We start from the raw sequence: 26493 nt of genomic DNA on the forward strand, positions 1-26493 counted from the left end.
CGGCTTCACCCATCGAAGACAACCGGTTCACGGTCCTGCGCCGCCTCCGCGCATCCCTTCGACCAGGAAATCCACCAGCACCCGCACCCGGGCCGGCATGGCGGGACCGCCCACGAAGACCGCGTGGATCGCCTCCCGGTCCTGCGGGTTGAACGGCTCCAGCAGCGGCACCAGCCGGCCGGAGGCCAGTTCGTCCACGATGTGGAAGTTGCCGACCCGCGTGATGCCGACGCCCCGTATCGCGAGCTGCACCAGGGTCTCGCCGTTGTTGGCCGCGATGGAGCCGGCGACCGGCAGGACGACGTCGCGCCCGTCCTCCCGGAACGGCCAGCCGGGCTCGGTTCGGCGGAACGTGAAATCCAGGCAGTTGTGCCGCGCCAGATCGGCCGGAAGGCGGGGCGTGCCGGCCCGGGCGAGGTAGGCCGGGGCCGCCACCACGGTCCGGCCGGTCTCGCCGAGCCGCCGGGCGGTGAGCGGGCTGTCGGCCAGCGGCCCGAAGCGGATCGCCACGTCGGCCCGGCCGCCCAGCACGTCGGCGAGTTCGTCGCTGAGGTCGATCTCGACCGTGATGCCAGGGTAGCGTGCGACGAAATCGGCCAGCAGCGGCACGATCACGAGGCGGCCATGGGCGGTGGCGGCGCTGACCCGGACCCGCCCGCGCGGGCAGCCCCGATCGGCGAGCGCGGCTTCCGTCTCGTCGAGATCCGCCAGGATACGCCGCGCCGCACGCCCGTAGGTCTCGCCCTCGGCGGTCAGCCGCAGGGTCCGGGTGGTCCGCACGAGGAGCTGCACGCCGAGCCGCGCCTCGATCCGGGCGACGATCCGGCTCACCGCCGAAGGCGTCAGCCCGAGCCGGCGCGCGGCTTCCGACAGGCTGCCCGCCTCCGCCACCGCCACGAACACCGCCATCTCGCCGGCGCGGTCGGTCCTGTCGTGCTGCTGCATCGAAGAGGTTCCTCCACCGCCAGCCAGACTGCGACATGACCGCATCGGCCCTGCTCCGCCGCAGACAGGTACGAGTTACATGACGGTCGCGGCTGAACCGATCAGGTGGGCTTCGGCACCGGTATGGCGCCCGCGACGGCCTCGCCGCTCCGGACGCGAAGAACGATGCCCCGGATCTTGTGCCCCGGTCTTGCAGAATGTACGCCCAGGGCGCACATTCCGGCATGGACGTCGACTGGGACGATCGCAAGGAGGCTGAAGTTCGTGCCGAGCGCGGCCACGGTTTCGGCGTTCCCAGTCGAATCTTCGCCGGTCGCACTGTCGAATGGGAAGACGACCGCGCTGATTATGGCGAGGTTCGCATGATCGCGGTCGGTCGCGCCGAGCGGCGCATCTGGACCGTCGTCTACACGATCCGTGACAGCGAGGAGGGTCCCTATCGCTGGATCATCACGGCTTGGCCCTCGGACGCATGGGAGCGGGAACAATGGCACGCAGGCGCATGAGCGACCTCATGGCGTCCGCCCCGGACCTCGATCCGGAAAAGCTGGACGCGACGACGGAGGAGGACATCCGCCGCTACAAGGCGGCCGAGGGATATGATCCCGGCTATCGGCCGGCCGGTCCGGTCCGCACGGTGGAGGCTCCTGCCGAGATTCGCGCGCGCTTGAACATGACGCAGGAGGCGTTCGCCCGGGCGCTGCGGATCCCTGTGGCGACACTGCGGAACTGGGAGCAGGGACGGAAGCTGCCTGATCCGGCGGCTCGGTCACTGCTGACGGCGGTCGCGCGCGATCCAGACGCCGTCCTGCGCGCCCTCGGATAAGCATTGTCCGATCCCGCCTGCCCGGCTCCTGCAAAGGACTCCATTCGTTCCTCCAGCGCACAGATCCTGGTCCGCCCCCCAGGCTACTGATCGCCAAGCGAATCAGCCACCTGCGTCCCCGGAACAACCGGAGACGCAAGACCCATGGCGCTCAACCCACCCCTGCTGGCCCTGGCGGTCGGCGCGTTCGGCATCGGCGTGACCGAGTTCACCCCGATGGGCATGCTGCCCCTCATCGCCAATGACCTGGCCGTATCGATCCCGGCGGCCGGCCTCGTGGTCAGCGCCTACGCGCTCGGCGTGCTGATCGGCGCACCGCTGATGACGCTCGCGACCGCACGCATGGGCCGGCGGCGCCTGCTTGTCGGGCTGATGGCGATCTTCACCCTGGGAAACGTGATGGCGGCGCTGGCCGACAGCTACGCCATGCTGGTCGTCGCCCGGTTGGTGACGTCCCTGAACCACGGAGCGTTCTTCGGCGTCGGCTCGGTGGTGGCCGCCGGGATCGTGCGGCCGGAACGCCGGGCCGCCGCGGTGGCCGCGATGTTCTCCGGGCTCACCCTCGCGCTGATCGGCGGCGTGCCGCTGGCGGCCTGGGTCGGTGCCGAGATCGGCTGGCGGGCGGCGTTCTGGGGGATCGCGGCCGTCGGCGCCGCGGCCATGCTGGCGCTGCGCCACGCGCTGCCGGAGTTGAAGGCCGAGCCCGGCGCCGACCTGTGGGCCGAGGTGCGGGTGCTCGGCCGCGGCCCGGTGCTCGCCGCCCTCGCCCTGACCACGATCGGCTTCAGTGCGATGTTCACGCTCTTCACCTACATCGTGCCGATCCTGCGCACCGAGACCGGAGCGGCGACGCCGGTGGTGACGCTGATGCTGGTCATCAACGGGATCGGCCTCGCTGTCGGCAACTGGCTCGGCGGGCGCCTCGCCAACCGCTCCGTCGATGGGACGATCCTGGCCTCACTGGCGGCGCAGATCGTCATCCTCGTGCTGTTCGCCGGCCTGATGCACGACGCGGTGCCGGTGGCCCTCCTGATGCTGCTGTGGGGCGTGGCGAGCTTCAGTATCGTGCCGCCGCTCCAGATGCGGGTGATGGAGAAGGCCGGCGCGGCGCCGAACCTCGCCTCGGCCATGAATATCGGCGCCTTCAACCTCGGCAACGCGATCGGGGCAGCCGTGGGCGGCGGCGTGATCGATGCCGGGTTCGGCTACGGGGCCGTGCCGCCGGCCGGCGCCATCCTGGCGGCGGCGGCCCTGCTGCTCATGCTCGGGCTCCGCCACGGCACGAGGGGACGCGTCGCGGCGGCGGGCGCGCCCTGCGGATAGCGGTGCAATCCCCGCACGGAGCCGCCCAGTGTTGCACCCCGGTCCTTGCGGTAAGGAAGGCGCAAGCTTAACGAGCCTATTGGGTTGGGGAGTGGCACGCGACGGTTGCCGAAAAGGCCCGCGGGTGCGCGTAGGACGATTGAGGTTCCCCATGACGGCGCGTCTCGCGACTGCGCGGATGCTGGCGGCCGCTTCCCTGCTGGCCCTCTCCCTCGCCGCCTGCCAGGACGGATCCGGGATCAACGGCCCGAGCGCGCGCAGCCTCGCGCCGGTCGCCCCGCAGACGGTCGCGCTGATGCAGTCCAAGGGGATGCAGCAATCCGACCCGATCCTGATCCGCGCCTTCAAGAAGGAAGCGGAGATGGAGGTCTGGAAGAAGGGCAGCGACGGTCGCTACGCCCTCCTGAAGATCTACCCGATCTGCCGCTGGTCGGGCCAGCTCGGCCCCAAGAGCCGCGAGGGCGACCGGCAGGCGCCGGAGGGGTTCTACACGATCACCCCAGGCCTGATGAACCCGAACTCCTCGTATTACCTCTCGTTCGACACCGGGTTCCCGAATGCCGTCGACCGGGCCAACGGGCGCACCGGCAAGTATCTGATGGTGCACGGCACCTGCTCGTCGGCGGGCTGCTTCGCCATGACCGACGCCACCATCGCGGAGATCTACGCCATCGCCCGCGAGGCGTTCATCGGCGGGCAGCGCAGCTTCCAGTTCCAGTCCTATCCGTTCCGGATGACGGCCGAGAACATGGCCAAGTTCCGCAACGATCCGAACATCGCCTTCTGGGAGAACCTCAAGGAGGGATCGGATTATTTCGAGGCCCTGCGCGAGGAGCCTAAGATCGGCCAGTGCGGCACCAAGTACGTGTTCGGCGGCGCCGACGCGGCCGCCGGCTCGTGCAAGCCGCGGGTCGAGCCGCAGGTGGCGGAGAAGCGGGAGCGCGACGCGCGCGCGGTCGCAGACCTCGTCGCCAAGGGCACGCCGGCGGTGCGGGTGGTCTACCAGGACGGCGGCCAGAACCCGGTCTTCCGCCCGCCGGCCAACACGAGCGCCTTCGCGAGCCTCGGCGGCACCGAGACGGTGCTGCCCTACGACGCCAAGGAGTACGGCCGGCACAATCTCGGCGACGTGAGCCGGCCGGAGACCCTGGCGGCCGGGCCGCAGGAGATCGAGGTGGGTCCGAAGGGCCAGCCGGTGATGCTGGCCGGCGCGGAGCCGGCGGCTCCGGTCAAGGCCGCCAGGGCCCGGTCCAACGGCTGGGAGAAGGAGCCGGCGAAGCCCGCCGTGGCGACCCTCATGGCGAACCGGGCCGAGCCCGACGCCAAGGTCGAGACGACCGCGGCGCTTGCCGAGAAGCCTGCGGCGCTTGCCAAGAAGCCTGCGGCGCTTGCCGCGAAGCCCGCCCGCATCGCCGTGGCGGACGCTGACGGGGATCCGAGCAGCTATCAGAAGCTGTTCGGCAAGCTGTTCACCAAGGACGAGCCCGCCGCCACGCCGACCCCGGCGGTCGACGCCGCCATCGTGCCGGAGCCCGTCAAGCTCGCCCATGCCGCCGAGAAGGTCGCGCCGAAGCCGGTCGCCAAGGCGCACGCGGTGAAGACCGCGAAGGTCGAGGGCAAGGGTAACGGCAAGACTGACGGCAAGACTGACGCCAAGCCGTCCCTCAGGAAGGGCGAGGGCGACAAGGCCAAGCCCTGACCGAGGGCCCCAGCGGGCGACCTGAAACGGGGCGAAGCGGGCCCCGCGCACGCCGGTCGGGCGTCCCGGGGATCGACCCGGGGCTCCGGCTCACCCGGCCCTCAGGGGCCGGGGCGCAGGGCCCGGCGGAAGAGGGCGAGCATTGCGCTTCAGCCCCGCTCGGCCGCCGCAGGATCGTAGACCGGGAAGTCCGGCATCATCCAGCCATGCGCAGCGCGATAGGTTTCGGCGGTGAACCGCACCCCGGCCTGCGTGAGGGCCGTCTCCAGCCGCGCGGCCATCGCGGGCGGGTAGCTGCCGTCGTTCTCCGCGGCGCCGATATAGACCTCCGCGGTCAGCATCGGCGCGAACAGGTGCGGGCTCGTCGGCGCATCGGTCGCGAGGTTGCCCCCGTGAAAGCTCGCGACCGCCGCGAACCGATCGGGGCAGGTTCCGGCCGAGGCCAGCGCCATGCCGCCGCCCATGCAGAATCCCACGGCGCCGATCTCGCGTCCCGCGATGTCGTCGCGCGTGTCGAGGTAGGCCAGGAAGGCGACCGTATCGGCAGCGGCCTTGTCGTTCCCCGTCGTGGCCATCAGGGGGCCGAGGATGGCGCGGACGTCGCCCTTGAACACCGCCTCGGGCACGAACGGTCCATAGGGCCCGTAGCGGTAGAACAGATCCGGCAACAGGACGACGAGACCGGCCGCAGCCAGCCGCTCGGCCATGGCGAGCATCGCCGGCCGGATGCCGCCGGCGTCCATGTAGAGGATCACCGCAGGCCATGGGCCCTGGCCGGCCGGCGTGACGACCTGGGCGCGGCAATCCCCGTCGCGCGTCCGGATGGAGACGTGGTCGACCGGCATCGGGCCCTCCTGGGCAAGGCATCCGCGGTGTCGGCCCGGAGTGCTTTAGGACCTCGAACGGATCGACGACAGACCTCAATCGCGGGCCGAGACCCGATGTCGTCTGCAAGACCGGTCAATATCGCGGCCCCCGGGACAGCCGCGCGCGGCTGCGGGTTGCGTCACAGCAAGGGGCGCTCGCGGTTCATCAGCCACAGGGCGTGAACGGTGCCGGGGAGCCAGCCCAGAATCCAGAGCACGATATTCAGCAGAAACTGCAGCCCGAAGCCGGTGGTGACGAGGACCGCGATCGGCGGGATGAAGATGGCGAGCAGGATGCGAATCAGGCTGGACATGGGCGCTTCCGAGCTAGAATCCTCGTAGGAATGACGCTCAAACGAAGCGGGGCCGTGTCCGTTCCGTTGGCCCGACCGGCCGGGCGGCAGTCCGGCCAGCCCGTCCCGCAGCGCGTCGGGCTGCGGCTTCACGACGGGGCGTCAGCCGCTCACGCCCTTCGCCCGGGCTGCCATCGCCTCCATCATCCTGAGCGCCCGGAGCCGGCTTTCCCCGCCCGGCAGGGCAAGATAGGCCCTGAAGAGCCGGGGCAGCAGCGCCGCGTGCCGATACGGCCCCTGCGGTCGAGGATGGACATCGGGCCTGCCCCTCCGATCCGGCATCAGGAACGCATCGATGCTTGTCTCGTTCGCCTCGGCGATCGTTCGAAGAAGAGCTAATGTAGCGCTGTTTTCAGACACGACAAACCCCCGTCTTTTTCGAACGATACGGCATTCTGCCGCGTGTTCCTCAATATTCATATTCAAAAATTACGTTAGATAATGGTTATCAAGCAACGATCCGATGATATCGACACGCCTGATTATTCTGCGAAACCGAACGCAGCCCGTCAAGCATATTTCGGATTGTCAGGAATGCTCGATAGCACCTGAAGCGCATCGGCAACGCACGCAAGACCCGGTCGAGATTGCGAATATTCACACCGCATCTGCCTTGCTCAATGCTGTACGGGCGAGCAAGCGCATAGAACCTGATGTCATTTATGAAATATCTAAGGTTGGCAACGACAGGCGCGGACGGGGACACGCCGGTCCGCAGGATCCGATCTCGGCCTGCGATTCATCAAAGATCGGCCCAGCGCCGGGCGGTGCGCAGCGACGTATAGCGGTCACCTGTGATTCTCAGGAGCGCGCGGATACCGGTGCCGCGATGGGCTGCGCGGCCTGACCCGGAGCCAGGGCGCCGAACCTGTTCCCTCCGCGGCAGCGATCGGGAGATCGCAGCACCGGCGTCAGACGATCCGCATCTGCTCGGATCACGAAAATGCGCGATCCGAGCCCGGCCCCGGGCCTACTGCTTCGGGGCCGGCGGCGTGAGGGCGGCGGGCACGTTCGCGGCCTGCTTCTCCGGGTTCTTCACTTGGCTGTAGGCGACGTTGGCGAAGGTGCCGATCACGGCGGGCCAGCTCGGCTTGCCGTATTGCGGGTCGTCGCGGCCGACCTTGCAGAAGGCCGTCGTGAGCGCATTGACGATGTCGTCGTCGTTGGCCCCCGTCGAGGCACCCTTGATCTGCGGCACGAGCCGGACCAGCGTCGGCACGAAGTCCTGCTGCTTCACGCCCTTGAGCGTATCCTGCACGCCGAGCTTGTCGAAGGCGGCCTTCAGCTTGTCCTGCTCGATCTCGGCGCAGGGCGCCGTGCCGGCCAGCATGGTCCGGGTGGCGGCGCGCGCCTCCGAGGCCTTGTCGCCGGTCACGACCGGCGCCTTGTTGCCCCAGGAATTGCGGATGTAGTCGGTGACGTTCTTCACCTCGACATCGGTCATCTGCTGGCCGATCGCCACCATCGGGGCGAGGCCGCTCTGGGCCGCGAGGCCGCCATAGATCACGCGCAGCACCGTCTCGGGCCCGTCCGACATGACCGAGGTGTTCCCCGCCAGGTTCGGCACCGCCCCCTCGATGCCCTTGCCGTCGGGCTGGTGGCAGGAGGAGCAGTAGGTCAGGTAGGTGGAGGCGCCGGGGGCGTTGGCGGTGTCGAAGACCGCGAGGTCCTTCGGCTTGTAGGTCTGCTTGGCCGGCACGGTGCGGAGATACGCGACCATGGCCTTCAGATCCTCCTCCTTCACCTTGGAGAGGGATTCCATGATGGTCTGGCGCATCGGGCCGGCGGCGACGCCCGGCCGGTCGCCCGGCGCGGTGCCGGTCTTGAGGTAGGTCACCACCTGCTCGTCGGTCCAGGCGCCGATGCCCTGGTGGCCGTCCGGCGTGATGTTGGGGGCATACCAGCCATCGATCACGCCGCCGCCGAAGCGGCCCGCGAAGCTCGAATTGCCGACGAGCTTGTTCTCGTTGTGGCACATGGCGCAGTGGCCGAGCCCCTCGACCAGATAGGCGCCGCGGTTCACCTCCGCGCTGGCGTTCGGATCGGGCTTGAAGCGCTCCTCGGTGAAGAACGCCGTCCGCCACGTCACCAGGGCCGTGCGGACGCTGAACGGGAACGGGATCTGGCTCTCCTGGCGCTTCTCGTTCACCGCCGGGACCGATTGCAGGTAGGCCCAGATCGCCTTGGTGTCGTCGTCGGTGACCTTGGTGAACCAGCCGAACGGGAAGGCCGGGTAGAGGTAGCCGACATTCTTGCTGTAGCCGTGCCGGAACGCCTTCTCGAAGTCGTCGTAGTTCCAGTTGCCGAGCCCGGTCTCCTTGTCGGGGGTTAGGTTGGGCGTCATGATCACGCCGAAAGGCATGGCCAGCGCGTAGTTGCCGGCGAGATACTTGCCGCCGGGCGCCGTGTGACAGGCCGCGCAATCCCCCATGGTGACGAGGTACTTGCCGCGCTCGATCGGGTCGGACGACCCGTCCTGCGCCAGGGCCGGCGTCGCCAGGATCAGGCCCGCCAGCATCGGGGCGGAGGCCCATCCGGAGAGGAGGGCATTCGTGCGCTTCATGGCATCCTCTCCCAGGTGGACTTTAGAGTTCTTTCAATCGGGTGACGCGCGTGAACGCGGCCGTTTGCGGCGTTGTTCCGGCCCGGGCAGGGCTGCGGCGTTGTGCCGTGGCCGCCCGGAACCGGAGGCTCAGATCGGCCAGATGGGCGACGAGCCCGGCCAGCATCCATCCGGCGACCGCGATCCAGCCGGCTCCGACCAGGGCCGCCCGCAGGGCCAGCATCAGCGCCGCCCCGGAGGCGAGATTGGCCAGCAGGGACGCCAGCGGCAGCCCCCTCCGGCGGCCGATCCAGGCCAGGATCGACGCCTCGACCACGACGAGCAGCAGGACCGCGTCGATGATCCGGCCGGAGGCGAACAGCGCGTCCATCACGCCGGCGCCCCGAAGGGCGCGTTGAGGCGCACGATCCGCAGGTTCAGGCAGGCGGCCACGCTGACCCAGGCGAGGTAGGGCAGGTTCAGGAGCCCCGCCGTGGTGGAGACGCGGCCGGTGACCAGCACCAGCACGGCGATCGACAGCCACAGGGCGGCGACCTCGGCGAGGGCCCAGTCGGGCCGCCGGAACCGGAAGAACAGCACGCTCCAGGCGATGTTGAGCAACCCGTTGACCGCGTAGGCGGCGAGCAGCACGCCCCGAGCGGCGGGATCGGGATCGGCGTTCCAGACCATCACGGCGGCGATGGTGGTGAGCAGGAAGATGATGGTCCAGACCGGCCCGAAGGCCCAGTCCGGCGGCTTCCAGGCCGGGACGCGCAGGCGCCGGTACCACGCATCCGTCCGGGTCGCGAGGCCGCCCGCCAGCGCCACCAGCACGGCCGCGATGGCCGCGACCGCGGGCGGCCCCCAGCCGTCGCCGAGGAGCGTCATGGCGAAACCCAGCGGAACAGGTGGGCGAGGTCCTTGAAGAAGATCCGCGCGTGGGCGGCGGGCTTCGCCCGGACCAGCTCCTTGTTCATGTAGCTGTCCCAGGTGAGCTGCTGCACGTCCTTGTCGCGGCAGATCGAGACGAAACGCTCGCGCAACCCGTCGCTGCGGTACCAGACCCACTGCATCATCCCGAGGATCCAGAACACGCGCCCGTGGAGCTTCATGAAGCTCTTCCGCGCACGCGCGAGGGCCTTGGCGTCGCCGGTCTCCAGGAAGACGGCGGCGGCCTCGGCGGAGAGGCGCCCGCCCAGCATCGCGTAGTAGATCCCCTCGCCGGAGGCGGGGGCGACGACGCCCGCGGCATCGCCGGCCAGCAGCACGTCGCGGCCGTTGTCCCAGCGCTTGAGGGGCTTGAGGGGCAGGGGGGCCCCCTCGCGCCGCACGGTCTCGGCCTGGTCCAGGCCGGTGGCCGCGCGCAGGGCGCGGATCGAGGAGCGCAGGGAAAAGCCCTTCTTCGCGCTGCCGGTGCCGATGCTCAGCGTGTCGCCGTGCGGGAAGATCCAGCTGTAGAAATCCGGCGAGTGCCGGCCCTGGTAGTAGACGTCGCAGCGCGTCGCCTCGACCGACTCGGCCCCGGAGGCGCCGGCCTGCGGCACCCGCAGGATCTCGTGATAGGCGAAGACCTGCCGCATCTTGGCGTGGCCCGGCACCTCGGCCCGGCCGACCGGCGAGCAGGCGCCGTCGGCCCCGATGACGAGGCGCGCCCGGACGGCGTGGCGGGCGAGGGCCTCGCCCGCGCCGGTGCTGAAATGGACGCGGGCCGGGCCGTCATCGGGCCGGCTGATTTTGTCGAAGGTGGCTTCGCGCAGCGCGGCGCCGGCCTCCTCGGCCCGGGCGCGCAGCCAGGGGTCGAAATGCTCGCGGTCGACCATGCCGACGAAGCCCTCGCCCACCGGCATGTCGACGGCCTTGCCGCTCGGCGCCACCATCCGGGCGGACCGGATCTTCGCGACCAGGAGGGAATCGGGGATGGCAAAGTCGCGGATCAGCCGGGGCGGGATCGCGCCGCCGCAGGGCTTGATCCGGCCGGGCTTGTCGAGGAGCAGCACCGCGTGGCCGGCCCGGGCGAGGTCGGTCGCCGCCGTGGCGCCGGCGGGACCGCCACCGACCACGACGACGTCGTAGAGTGGCTCGCCGCCGCCGCTTCTCCCTCCCCCCGCAGAGGGGGGAGGGGAAAGGCGGCCGTCACCATCCAACCGAGCCGTTTCAAACCCAGCCATGGCCTCACCTCGCGCTGAAGGCAGGATCGAGCGATACCGGGCCCGGTGCCGGAGACGATTCGAGCCGCGCCGCCAGGGCGACCGCGACCAGGAACAGCACGCCTTCCGCGGCGAACACCGCCGCGTAGGCCTGGACCGGCTCGGCCGTCACGAGCCGTACCGCATCCACCGCGACCGCCCCGAGGAAGCCGCCGGCCCCGAAGGCGATGCCCTGCGCGGCGCCCCAGACGCCCATGCGGGTCCCGCGCTCGCGGGCGTCGCCGCGTCCTGCCAGCGCCATCATCGAGCCGATCGCCGCGACCGCGTAGGCGCCGTTGGCGACCCCGAGGGCGAAGACCGTCGCGCGCAGGGGAAAATCCGCGCCGGCACCCGCGCCGCTCGCCAAAGTGAACAGGGCGGCGGCCGAGCCGGCGCAGCCGATCCCGATCCAGAGCCGCAGGGAGGCGAGGGGGGTGCCGCGGGCCGCGAGCGTCACCGCCGCCACCAGCAGCATCCCGGCCAGCACCCCGCCGTGCTGGAGCCCGGCGAGCTTCGTGGTGGCGCCGGGGCTCATCGCGAAGACGAGGCCGGCATAGGGCTCCAGGATCAGCTCCTGGGCGCTGTAGGCCAGCATCGAGACGAAGACGAAGATCGTGAAGGTCCGGGCCACCGGATCGGCCAGGACATGGCGCAGCACGGTGAAGAACGGCCGCCGCGCCTCGGCGGGCTCGGGCGCAGAGGCCGGCAGCCGGCGCTCCACCCCGCTGCCCGCCAGGGCGGCGACGCAGAAGGCGACGAGCGAGACCGTGCCGGACACCGCGACGAGCCGCGTCCCCGAGAACGGATCGAGGAAATGGCCGGCGAGCGGCGCCGTGACGGCGAAGCCGACGATCATCATCACCCAGACCACGGTGGCGGCCGCCCCCCGCCGGGCCGGGGCGACGCCGCCGGCCAGCAGCACGAGGAGCGAGGTGCCGGCGGCGCCGACGCCCATCCCGACGCACAGGAACGAGAGGGCGGCGAGCCCCAGCCCGAGGGCAAGGTTACTCGCGGCGAGCGCGGTGCCGCAGGCCGCCCCGAAGCCGCCGAGGCAGAGCGCCGCCATGCCGCCGAGGATCCAGGCGGTGCGCCGGCCGCTCCGGTCGGAGCCGTAGCCCCAGCGCGGGCGCAGCACCTGCACGGCGTAGTGCAGGGCGACCAGCAGGCCGGGCACGAAGGCGGGCAGGGCCAGCTCCACCACCATCACGCGGTTGAGGGTGGCGGTCATCAGCACGACCACGCTGCCGAGCGCCGTCTGGACAAGGCCGAGGCGGACGATCTGGGGCCAGGACAGGCCGTTTTGCGGATCGGACGCCATCACGCCCCTCCCACCAGCGGGCGCAGCGCGAAGGCGGCGACCAGCATGCCGAGGACGTAGAGGGTGGTGCCGGTGCCGTTGTACCACGCCGCCCGCTCCCGGGGATTCTCCAGGAACCGGACCATCAGGGCGATCTGCCCGGCAAGGAGCGCCGCCACGAGGCCGGCGTGCCAGTACCGCTCCCAGCCGACGAGCAGGCCGATCACCGCGACCTGCGGCAGGGCCATGACCAGGCAGGCGAAGCGCGCGGCCCGCTCCGAGCCCATCTGCACCGGCAGGGACAGCAGGCCCATGCGCCGGTCGCCCTCCACCGACTTGAAGTCGTTGAGCGTCATGATCCCGTGGGCGCCCGCCGCGTACAGCAGGGCGACGGCGAGCACGCGCCGGTCGGGCAGGGCGGCGGCCATCACGGCGGCACCGGTGAACCAGGGCAGCCCCTCGTAGCAGAGCGCCACCGCGGCGTTGCCCCACCAGCCGTTCCGCTTCAGCCGGACGGGCGGGGCCGAGTAGATCCAGGCCAGCACCAGCCCGAACAGGGCCGCCCCGAGGATCCAGGGCCCGAGCGCCGCGGCCACGGCCAGCGACAGCGCCGTCCAGGCGAAGGCGAGATAGAGGCCCCAGCGGCCGGGGATGCGCCCGGAGGGAATCGGCCGGTTCGGCTCGTTGATCGCGTCGACGTGCCGGTCGAACCAGTCGTTGGCGGCCTGGCTGGTGGCGCAGACCAGCGGGCCTGCGAGCAGCACCCCGGCGGCGATCACCGGCCACTGGCCGTGCGCGGGCTGACCCGACGAGATCACGCCGCAGGCGAACGCCCACATTGGCGCGAACCACGTGATCGGCTTCAGCAGCTCGATGACTGCGCTCGGGGCGGGCGTGGCGGCCATGCGGGCGAGGCTACCGGGCGCCGCCGGAGTGTCAAGCCAGATTTACATCAGGCGGCGGAATGTCCGATCGGTTTGTCGAGCGAATACATCCGCGGGTTGAGAATACAAAATGCGGATGAGGACCAGACCTTGTGTGCCGAACCGCGTGCCGGGGGTTTGGAGGGCGCCGGAAGTTGGGCTTTCGGCGGGAGGTGCGGGTCGGACCCGCGCGCATCCCCCCGCAGAGCTACGCTATTCAAACCACGCGGGCCGTGGCGCTCTCTCCTCCCCTGGCGACCCCGGGCTTGCCCGGGATCGCTCGAGCTTGTGGGGAGGAGTTGGAGGTGGTGCAGGATCAGGCGCAGCGGTGCCTTCTGCACCACCCCCACCCCCTGACCCCTCCCCGCAAGGGGGAGGGGAAACGCGCTTGTTCCTCAAATCCTTGGCGTTCGGCAGAGACGTGTGAATCTGGCAGCAGAGGGGGAAGGGAGGGCGCGTGGGATATCTCGACCGCTAGATCCGTCGCCCCGCGAAAGAAATCACTCCGCCTCGATCGGCCCGTCCAGGTCGCCGACGCCGTAGCGGCGCATCTTGGCGTAGAGGCCCTGCCGGCTCAGCCCCAGCATCTCGGCGGCCGAGGCCCGGTTGTCCCGCGTGATGCGCAGGGCCGCCTCGATGCACAATTTCTCGATCAGGTCGGTGGTCTCACGCACGAGCGTCTTCATCGATACCCGGCCGACCAGTTCGGCCATCTGCTCCACCGAGCGCGGCACCTCCCGCCCGCCGACGAATCGGCCCTCGGAGATCCGGCGCGGGGCCGGGCGGATCGCGAAGCCCAGGCAGGGGCGGGCGCCCGGCACCGAGACGGCCGCGACCTCCACGTCCTCCACGCCGCCATAGGCACCGCGGATGACCGTCGCGAAGCGCCGCACCGCGCCGTGATCGGCGAGCGTCGCGAACAGGGCCTGCGCCTCGCTCTCGTCGCGGCCGAGCCAATGGTCCACGGTGCGCCCGCGGACCTGCCCCTCGGTGGCGAGCTGGGCCAGTTCCAGGAAGGCGGCGTTGGCGGTCAGGATCCGCCGGCTCGGATCGGTGACCACGAACCCCTCGGGCATCGCCTCGATCACCGTCTGGGTCGGGACCTCCTGGCCGGCCCCGGCCTCGGCGGTCGCCGTGTCGGCCACGAGCCGCATCAGCGCGCTGGCGCCGCCCTCGCCCCGGAACAGCGAGACCGAAATGGAGACCTCGCCCCGCCCGTGCGGCAGGGCGGCCCGGATCTCCCCGGCCTGCCCGGTCGCCCGCAGGGCCGCGAACTGCGCCTCCAGGGCCCGCGTGCTGCCGGCGTCGAACAGGTCGACCACGTCCTGGCCGGCGACCCGCTTGGCGGGGCGGCCGAGCAGCCGCGCGGCGGCCGGGTTCGCCTCGGCCACCCGCCGCGTCCCGGCATCGACCACCAGCACCGGCTCGCCGGAGATCTGGAACAGGAGCCGGTAGCGGGTCTCGACCGCGCGCAGGCGCTCGTAATCCCGCTCCAGCGCCTGCTGGGTCTCCATCAGCCGGCGCTGGAGGCCGGCCACCGCCCGCATGTCGCGCCCGAGGACGAGGATCGGCCCGCCCTTGGCCGGGCGGATCGAGGCGTAGCGGATCGGCAGGTCGATGCCGCTGGGGGAGGGGTGGTTGACCTGGCGCCAGCGGGTGATGCTCTCCGGTCGGGCGTCGCGCAGCAGGGCGTCGACCTTCGGACGGCTCTCGACCGTCACGGTGTCGACCCAGCGACGGCCCAGCCAGCCGGGGATGTTCTCCGCCTCGAGGTCGGTGCCGATCGAGGCGTCGCGAATCACGCCGTCAGCATCGATCACCAGCGAGAGATCGGTGGACGCCGCGACGATGCGCCCGACCGCCTCGCCGTCGAGGTGGCCGGCGACCTGGTCCAGCACCGCGGGCGGGCCCGGGGGGATGGGGTGCGGCTGAAGCGACACGATCACCGTGATGTGATGGGGTGGATGACGACCCTTTCAACAGGCCAATGCCTGTCTGTCCAGCAAAGCTTCGGCGGCGGCGGGGGCTAGACACGCATCGAGGGCGCAGGCGTCGGCCCCCACGATGCCCGCCTCACCGCCGTGGCGCGCGAAATAAGGCCCACCGACCAGCACGCGGATCCCCGGATTGCGGGAGGCGCGCCGCACCTCCACCACCGTCGCCGCCAGGACCGGCAGGAGAACGTCGGCGGACAGCGACAGTCCGACTACCTCGAACCAGTCGGTCGCCAACAGGGCGAGGGGATCGAGGCCGGGCGCCGGCACCGCCGTCGTCACGTCCCAGCCGGCCTCCCGGAAGAAGCTCGCGACGATCGAGAGGCCGAATCGGTGCGTCTCGCCGGGGCAGGGCAGCAGAAGCACGCTGCGCCCGCCGATCGGTGCTGATTCGCTCTCCAGCTCCAGGCAGAGGTGCCGGCAGATCGCCTGCAGCCGCCCGAGGCCCTCGGTCACGGCCAGGAAATCGCAGGCATCCTCCTCCCAAAGGGCGCCGAGATGCCGGGCCGCCGGGGCGAGCAGGTCGAGGAGCAGCCGCGCCAGGGGCAGCCCGCCGTCCCGCAACGCCGCGATCTCGACCGCGAGATCCATCGGACCGGGCGCCAGGAGGAGGGCGCTGAAGGCGGCGATCTCCTGCGGCGTCACCGCCCGATCGGCCGGGGCCCGGCGTCCGGCGCCCGGGCGGTGGGCCAGCATCAGCCGGGGCAGGATCTCGCCTTCGATCACATGGGCGAGGGCGTCAGGCAGCGGGCGCAGCGTGCCGGACCAGGCCAGGGGCGCGTCGTGGAAGGTCGGGGGGACCTCGCTCACCGCACCGCACCCGGCCGTGGCCAATTCCAGGCGCTCGCCGAAATGCCTCCAGTGTCCCATCGGCACCCTCCTGTAACGGCCCCGGTTCGAGAAACCGACGGCTCCGCTCACGCCTTCGGGTGCGGGATTACTCGCCCGTCTATTCTTCGGCTTTGTCTGACTCGGGACTTGGAATGCCAAGTCACCGGCCTGTCTGCGTCGCGCCTGACGATACGCTTCTTGACGATCTTGGCAATGATCTAAGACCAAGAAAAACATCACAGGTCAGTGTCAGTCTCCAAAAGCGTCAAGCGCACTTGACACTTCCGGGACCGGCGACCTAGCCTCTGCCAACGGCGTGGCCCCCGGCACCGCCGAGATCAGGGGAGCGGAAGGATGGGTCCCAAGGACCGGCCGGCACGACCGCTCTACACGCAGGCCGAACGGCACCGGCGCGACACGTCGCCCTGGACCCTGGTGCAGGGCGTGCTGGCGCCGCTGCAATTCGCGATCTTCCTGGTGAGCCTCGTCCTGGTGCTGCGCGCCCTGGCGACCCGCGAGGGTCTCCTCGCCGCCGAAATCTCGGTCGTGGTGAAGACGCTGGCGCTCTACGCCATCATGATCACGGGCTCGATCTGGGAGAAGGCGGTGTTCGGCCGCTTCCTGTTCGCCCCGGCCTTCTTCTGGGAGGACGTGGTCAGCATGCTGGTGCTGGCGCTCCACACCGCCTACCTCGCCGCGCTGGCCACCGGCGCCCTCGGGGGCGAAGCGCTCCTCGTCCTCGCGCTGGCCGCCTACGCGACCTACGTGGTCAATGCCGGCCAGTTCGTGCTGAAGCTGCGGGCGGCGCGCCTGCAGGGTGCCGGTCCGGGCCAAGCGCTCTGCGCCGAAACGGATGCCGGTTCGGCGCAGAGCGCGTCACAACAACGGTTTGGATCCGTTTCCGATCGCAACGCGGTCGGAAACGGATCCGCCCCGCGGCTCGCGGAGGCGCTGTCATGAACGCGCCGCTGCCGCGCTCGGCCGCCCCCTGCGGCGGGATCGACCTGCATCAGGAGCACGGCCAGCGGGCCGTGTTCTGCGGGCTCACCGGCATCGTCTGGCTGCACCGGAAGATCCAGGACGCGTTCTTCCTCGTGGTCGGCTCGCGCACCTGCGCGCACCTGATCCAGTCGGCCGCCGGGGTGATGATCTTCGCGGAGCCGCGCTTCGCCACCGCGATCATCGACGAGCGCGACCTCGCCGGCCTCGCCGACGCCAACGAGGAGCTCGACCGGGTGGTGACCCGGCTGATCGAGCGCCGGCCCGACATCAAGCTGCTGTTCCTCGTGGGCTCCTGCCCGTCCGAGGTGATCAAGCTCGACCTGTCCCGGGCGGCGCAGCGCCTGTCGAGCCGCCTGAACCCGGTCCGGGTGCTGAACTATTCGGGCTCCGGCATCGAGACCACCTTCACCCAGGGCGAGGATGCCTGCCTCGCCGCCCTGGTGCCGGACCTGCCCCGCGAGGCGGAGGCGGCCGCGCCGTCGCTCCTGGTCGTCGGGGCGCTGGCCGACGTGGTCGAAGACCAGTTTGTTCGGATTTTTGCCGCGATGGGCATCAGCGACGTCCGGTTTCTGCCCGCCCGCCGGGCCGGCGCGATGCCGGCCATCGGCCGCAACACGCGGTACCTCCTGGCCCAGCCGTTCCTGACCGGCACCGCCCGCGCCCTCGAGGAGCGTGGTGCCCGCCGGCTCGCGGCCCCGTTCCCCCTCGGCGCCGAGGGCACGACCGGCTGGCTGCGGGCGGCCGCCGAGGCGTTCGGCGTCTCGGACGAAGCCTTCGAGACCGCAACCGCCCCGGGCCGCGCCCGCGCCGAGACCGCGCTGGCGCCCCACCGGGAAAAGCTCGGCGGCAAGCGCGTGTTCTTCTTCCCCGATTCGCAGCTTGAGGTGCCGCTCGCCCGCTTCCTCGCCCGGGAGCTCGGCGCGGAGCTGGTCGAGGTCGGGACGCCCTACCTGCACCGGGGACACCTCGCCGCCGAGATCGAGCTCCTGCCCGCAGGCACGCGGGTCACGGAGGGCCAGAGCCTCGACGACCAGATGGACCGCTGCCGGGCCGCCCGGCCGGACCTGACGGTCTGCGGCCTCGGCCTCGCCAACCCGCTGGAGGCTGAGGGCCTGTCGACCAAGTGGTCGATCGAGCTGCTGTTCACGCCCGTGCAGGGCTACGAGCAGGCCGGCGACCTCGCCGAGCTGTTCGTGCGCCCGCTCCGGCGCCGCGCCCTGCTGGAGGTGTAGCGCCATGCAGCTCACCCTCTGGACCTACGAGGGCCCCCCGCATATCGGCGCGATGCGCGTCGCCACGGCGATGTCCGGGCTGCACTACGTGCTGCACGCGCCCCAGGGCGACACCTACGCCGACCTGCTGTTCACGATGATCGAGCGGCGGGACGCCCGCCCGCCCGTGACCTACACGACCTTCCGCGCCCAGGATCTCGGCCGCGACACCGCCGAGCTGTTCAAGCAGGCGGTCTCTGCCGCCCACGCGCGGTTCCAGCCCCAGGCGATGATCGTCGGCGCCTCCTGCACGGCCGAGCTGATCCAGGACGATCCGGGCGGGCTGGCCAAGGCCCTCGACCTGCCGATCCCGGTGATCCCCCTGGAGCTCCCCGCCTACCAGAAGAAGGAGAACTGGGGCGCGTCGGAGACGTTTTATCGCCTTGTCCGGGCGCTCGCGGGTGCTCCAGCCCCGCGCCCGGCGCGCGAGCCCGGACAGCGCCCGCTCTGCAACATCCTCGGGCCGACCGCGCTCGGCTTCCGTCACCGGGACGACCTGATCGAGATCCGCCGGCTGCTCGACACCCTCGGCATCGCGGTGAATGTCGTGGCGCCGCTCGGCGCCACACCCGCCGATCTCGGCCGGCTCCGGGAGGCCGATTTCAACGTCGTGCTCTATCCCGAGACCGCCCGCTCCGCCGCGGAGTATCTCAAAAAGACCTTCGGGCAGCCGTTCACGCAAACCATCCCGATCGGCGTCGGCGGTACCCGCCGGTTCGTCGAGGAGGTGGCGGGCCTCGCCGGGATCGATCCGGCACCTTTGCTCGACGGCCCCGGCTCGCGGCTGCCCTGGTACTCCCGCTCGGTCGATTCGACCTATCTCACGGCCAAGCGCGTCTTCGTGTTCGGCGACGCGACCCATGCCATCGGCATCGCCCGGGTGGCGGCGAAGGAACTCGGCTTCACAATCGTGGGGCTCGGCACCTACGGCCGCGAATTCGCCCGCGAGGTCCGCGCCGAGGCGGCCCTGCACGGCATCGAGGCGCTGATCACCGACGATTACCTCGACGTCGAGGCGGCGATCCGCGCGGCCGCGCCGGAGCTGGTGCTCGGCACCCAGATGGAGCGCCACGTCGCCAAGCGGCTCGGCATCCCCTGCGCGGTGATCTCCGCCCCGGTCCACGTCCAGGATTTTCCGGCCCGCTACGCCCCGCAGATGGGCTTCGAGGGCGCCAACGTCCTGTTCGACACCCTGGTCCATCCGCTGATGATGGGCCTCGAAGAACACCTCCTCGGCATGTTCCGGGAGGATCCCGAATTCCACGACGGCGTCGGCCCCTCGCATCTCGGCGGCAAGTCCCACGGGACTCCGGCGGACGGGGCGCTCGAGGCCGCGGAACGGGCGCCGGCCGACCCCCCTCCGACACCGGCGCCCGTTCCGATTCTGCTGGACCGTGCGGCCGCCGAGGGGACGCGTTGGTCACCCGAGGCCGAGAAGGAACTCAAGAAGATCCCGTTCTTCGTGCGGGGCAAGGCGCGCACCAACACCGAGACCTTCGCCCGGGAGCGGCACCTGCCGCTCATCACCCTCGAGACCCTCTACGATGCCAAAGCGCATTACGGCCGTTAGGCCAACGATCCGCGTCGTCATCGTCACGCTCGACAATCATTTGGCGAGCGCGGTGGAGCGGGCGCGGCTGCGCCTCCGGTCGGAGATGCCCGGGCTGGTGCTGGGCTTCCACGCGGCGGCCGAGTGGGACAACGATCCCGCGACGCTGGAGGCCTGCCGGACCGACATCGCGCAGGCCGATATCGTGCTCTCGGCCATGCTGTTCATGGACGAGCATGTCCGGGCGATCCTGCCGGCGCTGGCGGCGCGCCGCGAGGCCTGCGACGCGATGGTCGGCTGCCTCTCGGCCGGCGAGGTGGTGAAGACCACGAAGCTCGGCCGCTTCGACATGAGCGGCACCAAGCGCAGCGCCCTCGACTTCCTCAAGAAACTGCGCGGCAAGCCCGGCCAGCAGGGCAATGCCGGAAGGCAGATGGCGCTCGTGCGCAAGCTGCCGAAGATCCTGCGGTTCATCCCGGGCTCGGCCCAGGACGTGCGCGCCTATTTCCTGACCCTGCAATACTGGCTCGCGGGATCCGACGAGAACGTCGCCGCCCTGGTCCGCTTCCTCGTGCACCGCTACGCGGCGGGCGAGCGCGCCGCCTGGCGCGACGGCCCGGCGGCGCCCGCGCCCCTCGATTATCCCGAGACCGGCCTCTACCACCCGCGCCTGTCCGGCCGGATCGGCGCCGACCCGTCGCGGCTGCCCCGCCTCGCGAACGCGAGGGGCCGCGTCGGCCTGCTGGTGATGCGCAGCTACGTGCTCGCCGGCAACACCGCCCATTACGACGGCGTCATCGCGGCCCTGGAGGCGCAGGGCCTCGACGTGGTGCCGGCCTTCGCCAGCGGCCTCGACAACCGCCCGGCGGTGGAATCCTTCTTCATGAAGGACGGGCGCGCGGCGATCGACGCGCTGGTGTCGCTCACCGGCTTCTCCCTGGTCGGCGGCCCCGCCTACAACGACGCCGCCGCCGCCGAACAGATGCTGGCCCGGCTCGACGTGCCGTACCTCGCCGCGCAGGCGCTGGAATTCCAGACCCTGGAACAGTGGGAGGCGGGCGACCGCGGCCTGTCGCCGGTCGAGGCGACCATGATGGTCGCGATCCCCGAACTCGACGGTGCCACCGCCCCGATGGTGTTCGGCGGCCGCTCCTCGGCCTCGGGCAGCGACAACGCCCGGGACATGCGGGTTCATCCCGAGCGGGCCGCACGCCTCGCCGAGCGGGTCGCCCGGCTGGTGTCGCTCCGCCGGACCGCGAGGGCCGAGCGGAAGCTCGCCGTGGTGCTCTTCAACTTCCCGCCCAATGCCGGCGCCACCGGCACGGCGGCGTTCCTCTCGGTCTACGCCTCGCTGCTCAACACCCTGAAGGGGCTGGCGGCGGACGGCTACACGGTGGAGGTGCCGGAGAGCGTCGACGCCCTGCGCGAAAGAATCCTCGACGGCAATGCCAAGCGCTACGGCACCCAGGCCAACGTCCACGCCCGCATCCCGGCCGAGGACCACCTGCGCCGCGAGCCTTACCTCGCCGAGATCGAGGCGCAATGGGGCCCGGCGCCGGGCCGCCACCAGACCAACGGCGCCGAACTCTTCGTGCTGGGCGCGCAGTTCGGGAACGTCTTCGTCGGGGTCCAGCCGGCCTTCGGCTACGAGGGCGACCCGATGCGGCTGCTGTTCGAGCGCGGCTTCGCGCCGACCCACGCGTTCTCGGCCTTCTACCGCTACCTGCGCGCGGACTTTGGCGCCGACGCCGTGCTGCATTTCGGCACCCACGGGGCACTCGAATTCATGCCCGGCAAGCAGACCGGCCTGTCGGAAGCCTGCTGGCCGGAGCGGCTGATCGGGGCGCTGCCGAACGTCTACCTCTACGCCGCCAACAACCCGTCCGAGGGGACGCTCGCCAAGCGTCGCTCGGCCGCGACGCTGGTGAGCTACCTGACCCCGAGCCTCGCGGCGGCCGGACTCTACCGCGGGCTGCTCGACCTCAAGAGCTCGCTCGAGCGCTGGCGCGGCCTCGGCCCCGACGCGGGGGGCGAGCGCGAGACGCTGGCCCGCCTGATCCAGGACCAGGGCGCGGCGGTCGACCTCGTAGCGGCCGAGCCGGCCTGGGGCGGTGACCTCGGCACCCATGTCTCCGGCCTCTGGACCGCCCTGCAGGAGCTGGAGCAGACCCTGATCCCGCACGGCCTGCACGTGGTCGGGCAGGGGACGCCGGAGGAGGAACGGATCGACCTGCTCCTGGCGCTCGCCGAGTCGGCGCACGGCGTGCGGCCCGAGCGGGCCGGGATCGAGGCCCTGGTCGCCGGGCTGGGCATCGAGACGGCGCTGAAGGCGTCCGGCCTGCCCGCCGACGAGACTGCGCGCGCGGCCTTCACGAGCCTGGCCGAGACCGATCGGCTGCTGTCCGACGACCACGAGGTTCCGGCACTGCTGCGGGCGCTCGACGGCCGTTTCGTGCCGCCGGTGGCGGGCGGCGACCTGCTGCGCAACCCGGCCGTGCTGCCGACCGGCCGCAACCTCCACGGCTTCGACCCCTACCGCCTGCCCTCGGCCTTCGCGGTGGCGGACGGCGCCCGTCAGGTGGCCCGGATCCTCGAACGCTTCGCCGCGGACGGGAAACCCTGCCCGGAGAGCGTCGCCCTGGTCCTGTGGGGCACCGACAACCTCAAGAGCGAGGGCGGCCCGATCGCCCAGGCGCTCGCGCTGATCGGCGCCGCACCCCGCTTCGACGGCTACGGACGGCTCAGCGGCGCCGAGCTGATCCCGCTGGAGACGCTCGGCCGCCCGCGCATCGACGCGGTGGTGACCCTCTCGGGCATCTTTCGGGATCTCTTGCCGCTCCAGACCAAGCTCCTGGCGGAAGCCTCCTTCCTGGCCGCGAGCGCCGATGAGCCGGTCGAGAAAAACTACGTCCGGAAGCACGCCCTGGCGATCCAGGCCGAGCAGGGCTGCGATCTGGAGACGGCCGCACTCCGGGTCTTCTCCAACGCCGAGGGCGCCTACGGGGCCAACGTCAACCACCTCGTCGATTCGGGCAACTGGGACGACGACGCGGAACTCTGCGAGACCTTCTCGCGCCGCAAGAGCTTCGCCTACGGCCGCACCGGCCGCCCGGCGCCGCAGCGCGCCCTGATGCAGGCGGTGCTCGCCTCCGTCGACATGGCCTACCAGAACCTCGACTCGGTCGAGGTCGGCGTCACCTCCGTCGACCACTACTTCGACGGGCTCGGCGGCATGGGCCGGGCGGTGGCCCGGGCCAAGGGCGAGTCGGTGCCGATCTACATCAGCGACCAGACCCGCGGGGAAGGGCGCGTCCGCTCCCTGGAGGAGCAGGTGGCACTGGAGACGCGCACCCGGATGCTCAACCCGAAATGGTACGAGGGCCTGCTCGGACACGGCTACGAGGGCGTCCGGCAGATCGAGACCCACCTGACCAACACGGTCGGCTGGTCGGCCACCGCGAACGCGGTCCAGCCCTGGATCTACGAGCGGATCACCGAGACCTACGTCCTCGACCCCGCCATGCGCGAGCGCATGGCGTCCCTGAACCCCACCGCCTCCGCCAAGGTCGCCCAACGGCTGATCGAGGCGCACCGCCGCGGCTTCTGGACTCCCGACGCAGCGATGCGCGACGCCCTCGACCGGGCCGAGGAGGAACTGGAAGACCGTCTCGAAGGCGTCACCGCAGGAGTCGCCGCATGAACATCGCCATCCGCAATCCCGTCGTCGCGCGGAAGGAGGAGGGGAGCCTTCAGGTCGCCCTCGATCCCGATCTGAAGATCGAGACCGCCAAGGTCTTCGCGGTCTACGGCAAGGGCGGGATCGGCAAGTCGACCACCTCGTCGAACCTGTCGGTGGCCTTCTCGAAGCTCGGCAAACGGGTGCTGCAGATCGGCTGCGACCCGAAGCACGACTCGACCTTCACGCTGACCAAGCGCCTCGCCCCCACGGTGATCGACGCCCTTGAGGCGGTGAACTTCCACTCGGAGGAGCTGCGCGTCGAGGACTTTGTCGTCGAGGGCTACAACGGCGTGATGTGCGTCGAGGCCGGCGGCCCGCCCGCCGGCACCGGCTGCGGCGGCTACGTGGTCGGCCAGACGGTGAAGCTCCTCAAGGAGCACCACCTCTTGGAGGATACCGACGTCGTCGTGTTCGACGTGCTCGGTGACGTGGTCTGCGGCGGCTTCGCCTCGCCGCTCCAGCACGCCGACCGGGCGCTGATCGTCACCGCCAACGACTTCGACTCGATCTTCGCGATGAACCGGATCGTCGCGGCGATCCACGCCAAGTCGAAGAATTACGGCGTGCGGCTCGGCGGCGTCATCGCCAACCGCTCGGCCAAGACCGACGAGATCGACCGGTTCAACGACGCGGTCGGGCTGAAGCGCCTCGCCCACTTCCCCGACCTCGACGTGGTCCGCCGCTCGCGGCTCAAGAAATCGACCCTGTTCGAGATGGATTCCTCGCCCGAGCTCGACGCCGTGACCGCCGAGTACATGCGGCTCGCCGAGACGCTCTGGGCCGGGGGCGAGCCCTGCGAGGCGATCCCCATGAAGGACCGCGACCTGTTCGAGTTTCTGGGATTCGATTGATGGCCAGCGCCAGCTACGACGCCCGCCGGGGCGAGCTCACCACCTATTTCGACCGCACCGCGGTCGAGGCGTGGTCGCGCCTGACCTCGGACGCCCCGGTCAGCCGGATCCGCGCCACCGTGCGGGCCGGGCGCGACGCCATGCGGGCGACGCTGCTCTCCTGGCTGCCGGCCGACATGACGGGCCTGCGCCTGCTCGATGCCGGCTGCGGCACCGGGGCGCTCAGCGTCGAAGCGGCGCGGCGGGGTGCGGAGGTGGTGGCGATCGACGTCTCGCCGACGCTGATCGGGCTGGCGCAGGAGCGGCTGCCGGCGATCCCCGGCGCGGGGCGCATCGATTTTCGCGTCGGCGACATGCTCGATCCCGGGCTCGGGCGGTTCGACCACGTGGTGGCGATGGATTCGCTGATCCATTACCGCGCCGCCGACATCGCCCGGGCGCTGGCGGTTCTGGCTGCGCGGACGGACGGCTCGGTGCTGTTCACCGTGGCGCCGCGCACGGCCTTGCTCACCGTGATGCATGCGGCCGGCAAGTTCTTTCCGCGGGGCGACCGCTCCCCGGCGATCGTGCCGGTGACGGAGCGGGGCTTGCGGCGGCGGATCTCTTCCGAGGAGGCGCTCGACGGCTTCGCCTGGGCGCAGAGCCATCGGATCAACAGCGGGTTCTACCTGTCGAACGCGGTGGCGCTGACGCGCACCCAACGTGCCTCCCAACCCCACCCTCATCCTGAGGTGCCGGAGCGCAGCGGAGGTCTCGAAGGAGGGCTCCAGCCAGCCGCGCGATCCCTGGAGGGCTCCTTCGAGGTTGCTGCGCAGCACCTCAGGATGAGGGGGATGGATGGGATGGAGGGATCCGTCCGATGAAATCCGGTCGCACCCTCACCGCCGCCCTGATGCGCCTCGGCCCGGCGATCCTGCCCTTCGCGGATGCCGCCACCGTCGAGCTGCCGCTGGGGCGTCTGCTCCGCCTCGCCCTGTTTCAGGTCACCGTCGGCATGGCGGCGGTGCTGCTGATCGGCACCCTCAACCGCGTGATGATCGTCGAACTCGGCGTCCCGGCCTGGATCGTCGCGATGATGCTGGCGCTGCCGCTGGTCTTCGCCCCCCTGCGGGCGCTGGTCGGCTTCCGCTCGGATACCCACCGCTCGGTCCTGGGCTGGCGGCGGGTGCCCTACATCTGGTTCGGCACGCTGCTGCAGTTCGGCGGGCTGGCGATCATGCCGTTCGCCCTTCTGATCCTGTCGGGCGACACGACCGGGCCGCTCTGGGTCGGCGACCTCGCGGCGGCGCTCGCCTTCCTGCTGGTCGGCGCGGGGCTCCACACCACCCAGACCGTGGGGCTGGCGCTGGCCACCGACCTCGCCCCCGCCCATGCCCGCCCGAAGGTTGTGGCGCTGCTCTGCGCGGCCCTGCTGTTCGGCATGATGGCGAGCGCCGTGCTGTTCGGCCTGTTCCTCGCCCATTTCTCGCCCGTGCGCCTGATCCAGGTGATCCAGGGCGCGGCGCTCGTGACCATCATCCTCAACGGCTTCGCCCTGTGGAAGCAGGAGCCGCGCGATCCGAACCGCACCCGGGAGGCCCCGGCCCGCGATTTCCGCGCCTCCTGGCGGGCCTATGCCGGGGAGGGCACCGCCCGGCGGCGCCTCGTGGCGATCGGGCTCGGCACGGCGGGCTTCTCCATGCAGGACATCCTGCTCGAACCCTATGGCGGCCAGATCCTGCACCTCTCCGTGGGGGCGACCACGGCGCTGACCGCTTTGCTCGCCGCCGGCGGCGGGCTCGGCCTGCTGATCGCCGCGCGCTGGCTCAACCGCGGCGGCGACCCGTTTCGGGTGTCGGCGGTCGGCGTCGGGATCGGCATCCTCGCCTTCTCGGCGGTGGTGTTCGCCGCGCCGCTCGCCTCGTCCGACCTGTTCGCCGCGGGCGTCAGCCTGATCGGACTCGGCGGCGGGTTGTTCGCCCACGGCACGCTCACCGCCTCGATGAACCGCGCCGGCCCCGAGGATACCGGCCTCGCCCTCGGCGCCTGGGGCGCCGTGCAGGCCACCGCCGCCGGCCTGTCGATCGCGGCGAGCGGCCTCGTGCGCGACGTCGGCGGCGCCATCGCCCAGTCGGGCGTGCTCGGCGAGGGCATGAACGAGCCCGCCATCGGCTACCTGATCGTCTACCACATCGAGATCGCCCTCCTGTTCGCGGCCCTCCTCGCCCTGGGGCCGCTGGTGCGGGAGGACGCACGGGCAGAGACGCAACTCCGGCTCGGCGGCGATCTTGCCGGCCGGACGGCCTGAGACACGGGG

Annotated in this window: 22 protein-coding genes and 1 pseudogene; 11 read left to right on the forward strand and 12 right to left on the reverse strand. The window is 71.1% G+C overall.

Features of this window, described 5'->3' with window-relative positions:
* Positions 1-27 precede the first annotated feature (27 nt).
* On the reverse strand, positions 28-945 hold the full coding sequence (locus tag AAHG09_RS23370; protein WP_342109904.1) for a LysR family transcriptional regulator: 918 nt from the start codon (positions 943-945) through the stop codon (positions 28-30).
* A 224-nt stretch (positions 946-1169) separates the two neighbouring features.
* Between AAHG09_RS23370 and AAHG09_RS23375 the strand changes: the two genes are divergently transcribed.
* The 4 genes from AAHG09_RS23375 (at position 1170) to AAHG09_RS23390 (ending at position 4793) form a co-directional block, all read left to right on the forward strand.
* Entirely contained in the window at positions 1170-1451 is a 282-nt protein-coding gene (locus tag AAHG09_RS23375) for a BrnT family toxin (RefSeq protein ID WP_342109905.1), read from the forward strand.
* A complete protein-coding gene (locus AAHG09_RS23380) occupies positions 1433-1771 on the forward strand; it encodes a helix-turn-helix domain-containing protein (protein ID WP_342109906.1) in 339 nt (112 codons plus the stop codon). Before AAHG09_RS23375 ends, AAHG09_RS23380 begins: the two co-directional genes overlap by 19 nt.
* A gap of 144 nt (positions 1772-1915) precedes the next feature.
* Positions 1916-3094: an MFS transporter gene (locus AAHG09_RS23385; protein ID WP_342109907.1), complete on the forward strand. Its 1179-nt coding sequence runs from the start codon at positions 1916-1918 to the stop codon at positions 3092-3094.
* Between the two features lie 151 nt (positions 3095-3245).
* The gene (locus tag AAHG09_RS23390) at positions 3246-4793 is read left to right on the forward strand and encodes a L,D-transpeptidase family protein (RefSeq protein ID WP_342109908.1); all 1548 of its coding nucleotides are present in this window, start codon (positions 3246-3248) and stop codon (positions 4791-4793) included.
* A gap of 149 nt (positions 4794-4942) precedes the next feature.
* Here AAHG09_RS23390 and AAHG09_RS23395 read toward each other — a convergent pair whose 3' ends face one another.
* The 11 genes from AAHG09_RS23395 to AAHG09_RS23445 form a co-directional block, all read right to left on the reverse strand.
* Positions 4943-5638 (reverse strand): dienelactone hydrolase family protein, encoded by a 696-nt coding sequence (locus AAHG09_RS23395; protein WP_342109910.1) that lies wholly within the window; start codon positions 5636-5638, stop codon positions 4943-4945.
* Positions 5639-5799: 161 nt separating this feature from the next.
* Positions 5800-5973, reverse strand: a complete 174-nt coding sequence (locus AAHG09_RS23400) for a YqaE/Pmp3 family membrane protein (RefSeq protein WP_244040884.1) — start codon at positions 5971-5973, stop codon at positions 5800-5802.
* Positions 5974-6114: 141 nt separating this feature from the next.
* Positions 6115-6432 (reverse strand): hypothetical protein, encoded by a 318-nt coding sequence (locus tag AAHG09_RS23405; protein ID WP_342109911.1) that lies wholly within the window; start codon positions 6430-6432, stop codon positions 6115-6117.
* A gap of 550 nt (positions 6433-6982) precedes the next feature.
* Positions 6983-8575, reverse strand: coding sequence for a cytochrome c (locus tag AAHG09_RS23410; protein ID WP_342109912.1), 1593 nt, complete (start codon positions 8573-8575; stop codon positions 6983-6985).
* A 22-nt stretch (positions 8576-8597) separates the two neighbouring features.
* The gene (locus tag AAHG09_RS23415) at positions 8598-8945 is read right to left on the reverse strand and encodes a hypothetical protein (protein ID WP_342109913.1); all 348 of its coding nucleotides are present in this window, start codon (positions 8943-8945) and stop codon (positions 8598-8600) included.
* Positions 8945-9442: a TspO/MBR family protein gene (locus tag AAHG09_RS23420; RefSeq protein WP_342109914.1), complete on the reverse strand. Its 498-nt coding sequence runs from the start codon at positions 9440-9442 to the stop codon at positions 8945-8947. Before AAHG09_RS23420 ends, AAHG09_RS23415 begins: the two co-directional genes overlap by 1 nt.
* Positions 9439-10614 carry a geranylgeranyl diphosphate reductase gene (locus AAHG09_RS23425; protein ID WP_342109915.1) on the reverse strand — a complete coding sequence of 392 codons (1176 nt, stop codon included), beginning with the start codon at positions 10612-10614 and terminating at the stop codon, positions 9439-9441. The genes AAHG09_RS23420 and AAHG09_RS23425 overlap by 4 nt, the downstream gene beginning before the upstream one ends.
* 112 nt (positions 10615-10726) lie before the next feature.
* A complete protein-coding gene (locus tag AAHG09_RS23430; RefSeq protein ID WP_342109916.1) occupies positions 10727-12058 on the reverse strand; it encodes a BCD family MFS transporter in 1332 nt (443 codons plus the stop codon).
* On the reverse strand, positions 12058-12942 hold the full coding sequence (gene chlG / locus AAHG09_RS23435) for a chlorophyll synthase ChlG (protein ID WP_342109917.1): 885 nt from the start codon (positions 12940-12942) through the stop codon (positions 12058-12060). The genes AAHG09_RS23430 and chlG overlap by 1 nt, the downstream gene beginning before the upstream one ends.
* A gap of 518 nt (positions 12943-13460) precedes the next feature.
* Complete coding sequence (ppsR, locus tag AAHG09_RS23440; protein ID WP_342109918.1) at positions 13461-14906, reverse strand: transcriptional regulator PpsR; 1446 nt, start codon at positions 14904-14906, stop codon at positions 13461-13463.
* 30 nt (positions 14907-14936) lie between these two features.
* Entirely contained in the window at positions 14937-15824 is an 888-nt protein-coding gene (locus AAHG09_RS23445; protein ID WP_342109919.1) for a cobalamin B12-binding domain-containing protein, read from the reverse strand.
* Between the two features lie 315 nt (positions 15825-16139).
* Here AAHG09_RS23445 and bchF point away from each other — a divergent pair.
* From bchF to AAHG09_RS23480, 7 genes and pseudogenes are all read left to right on the forward strand, one after another.
* Positions 16140-16613: pseudogene (gene bchF, locus AAHG09_RS23450) on the forward strand (2-vinyl bacteriochlorophyllide hydratase); the annotation flags it as partial.
* 128 nt (positions 16614-16741) lie between these two features.
* On the forward strand, positions 16742-18019 hold the full coding sequence (locus AAHG09_RS23455) for a ferredoxin:protochlorophyllide reductase (ATP-dependent) subunit N (protein ID WP_342109920.1): 1278 nt from the start codon (positions 16742-16744) through the stop codon (positions 18017-18019).
* Between the two features lie 4 nt (positions 18020-18023).
* Positions 18024-19628, forward strand: a complete 1605-nt coding sequence (bchB, locus tag AAHG09_RS23460; RefSeq protein WP_342109921.1) for a ferredoxin:protochlorophyllide reductase (ATP-dependent) subunit B — start codon at positions 18024-18026, stop codon at positions 19626-19628.
* On the forward strand, positions 19603-23307 hold the full coding sequence (locus tag AAHG09_RS23465) for a magnesium chelatase subunit H (RefSeq protein WP_342109922.1): 3705 nt from the start codon (positions 19603-19605) through the stop codon (positions 23305-23307). The genes bchB and AAHG09_RS23465 overlap by 26 nt, the downstream gene beginning before the upstream one ends.
* The gene (gene bchL / locus AAHG09_RS23470) at positions 23304-24197 is read left to right on the forward strand and encodes a ferredoxin:protochlorophyllide reductase (ATP-dependent) iron-sulfur ATP-binding protein (protein WP_020095252.1); all 894 of its coding nucleotides are present in this window, start codon (positions 23304-23306) and stop codon (positions 24195-24197) included. The genes AAHG09_RS23465 and bchL overlap by 4 nt, the downstream gene beginning before the upstream one ends.
* Positions 24197-25060 (forward strand): magnesium protoporphyrin IX methyltransferase, encoded by an 864-nt coding sequence (bchM, locus tag AAHG09_RS23475; RefSeq protein WP_342109923.1) that lies wholly within the window; start codon positions 24197-24199, stop codon positions 25058-25060. Before bchL ends, bchM begins: the two co-directional genes overlap by 1 nt.
* Entirely contained in the window at positions 25057-26484 is a 1428-nt protein-coding gene (locus AAHG09_RS23480; protein WP_342109924.1) for a BCD family MFS transporter, read from the forward strand. Before bchM ends, AAHG09_RS23480 begins: the two co-directional genes overlap by 4 nt.
* The last annotated feature ends 9 nt before the right edge of the window (positions 26485-26493 follow it).

Source organism: Methylobacterium guangdongense (genome assembly GCF_038442355.1).
Taxonomy (GTDB): Bacteria; Pseudomonadota; Alphaproteobacteria; order Rhizobiales; family Beijerinckiaceae; genus Methylobacterium; species Methylobacterium guangdongense.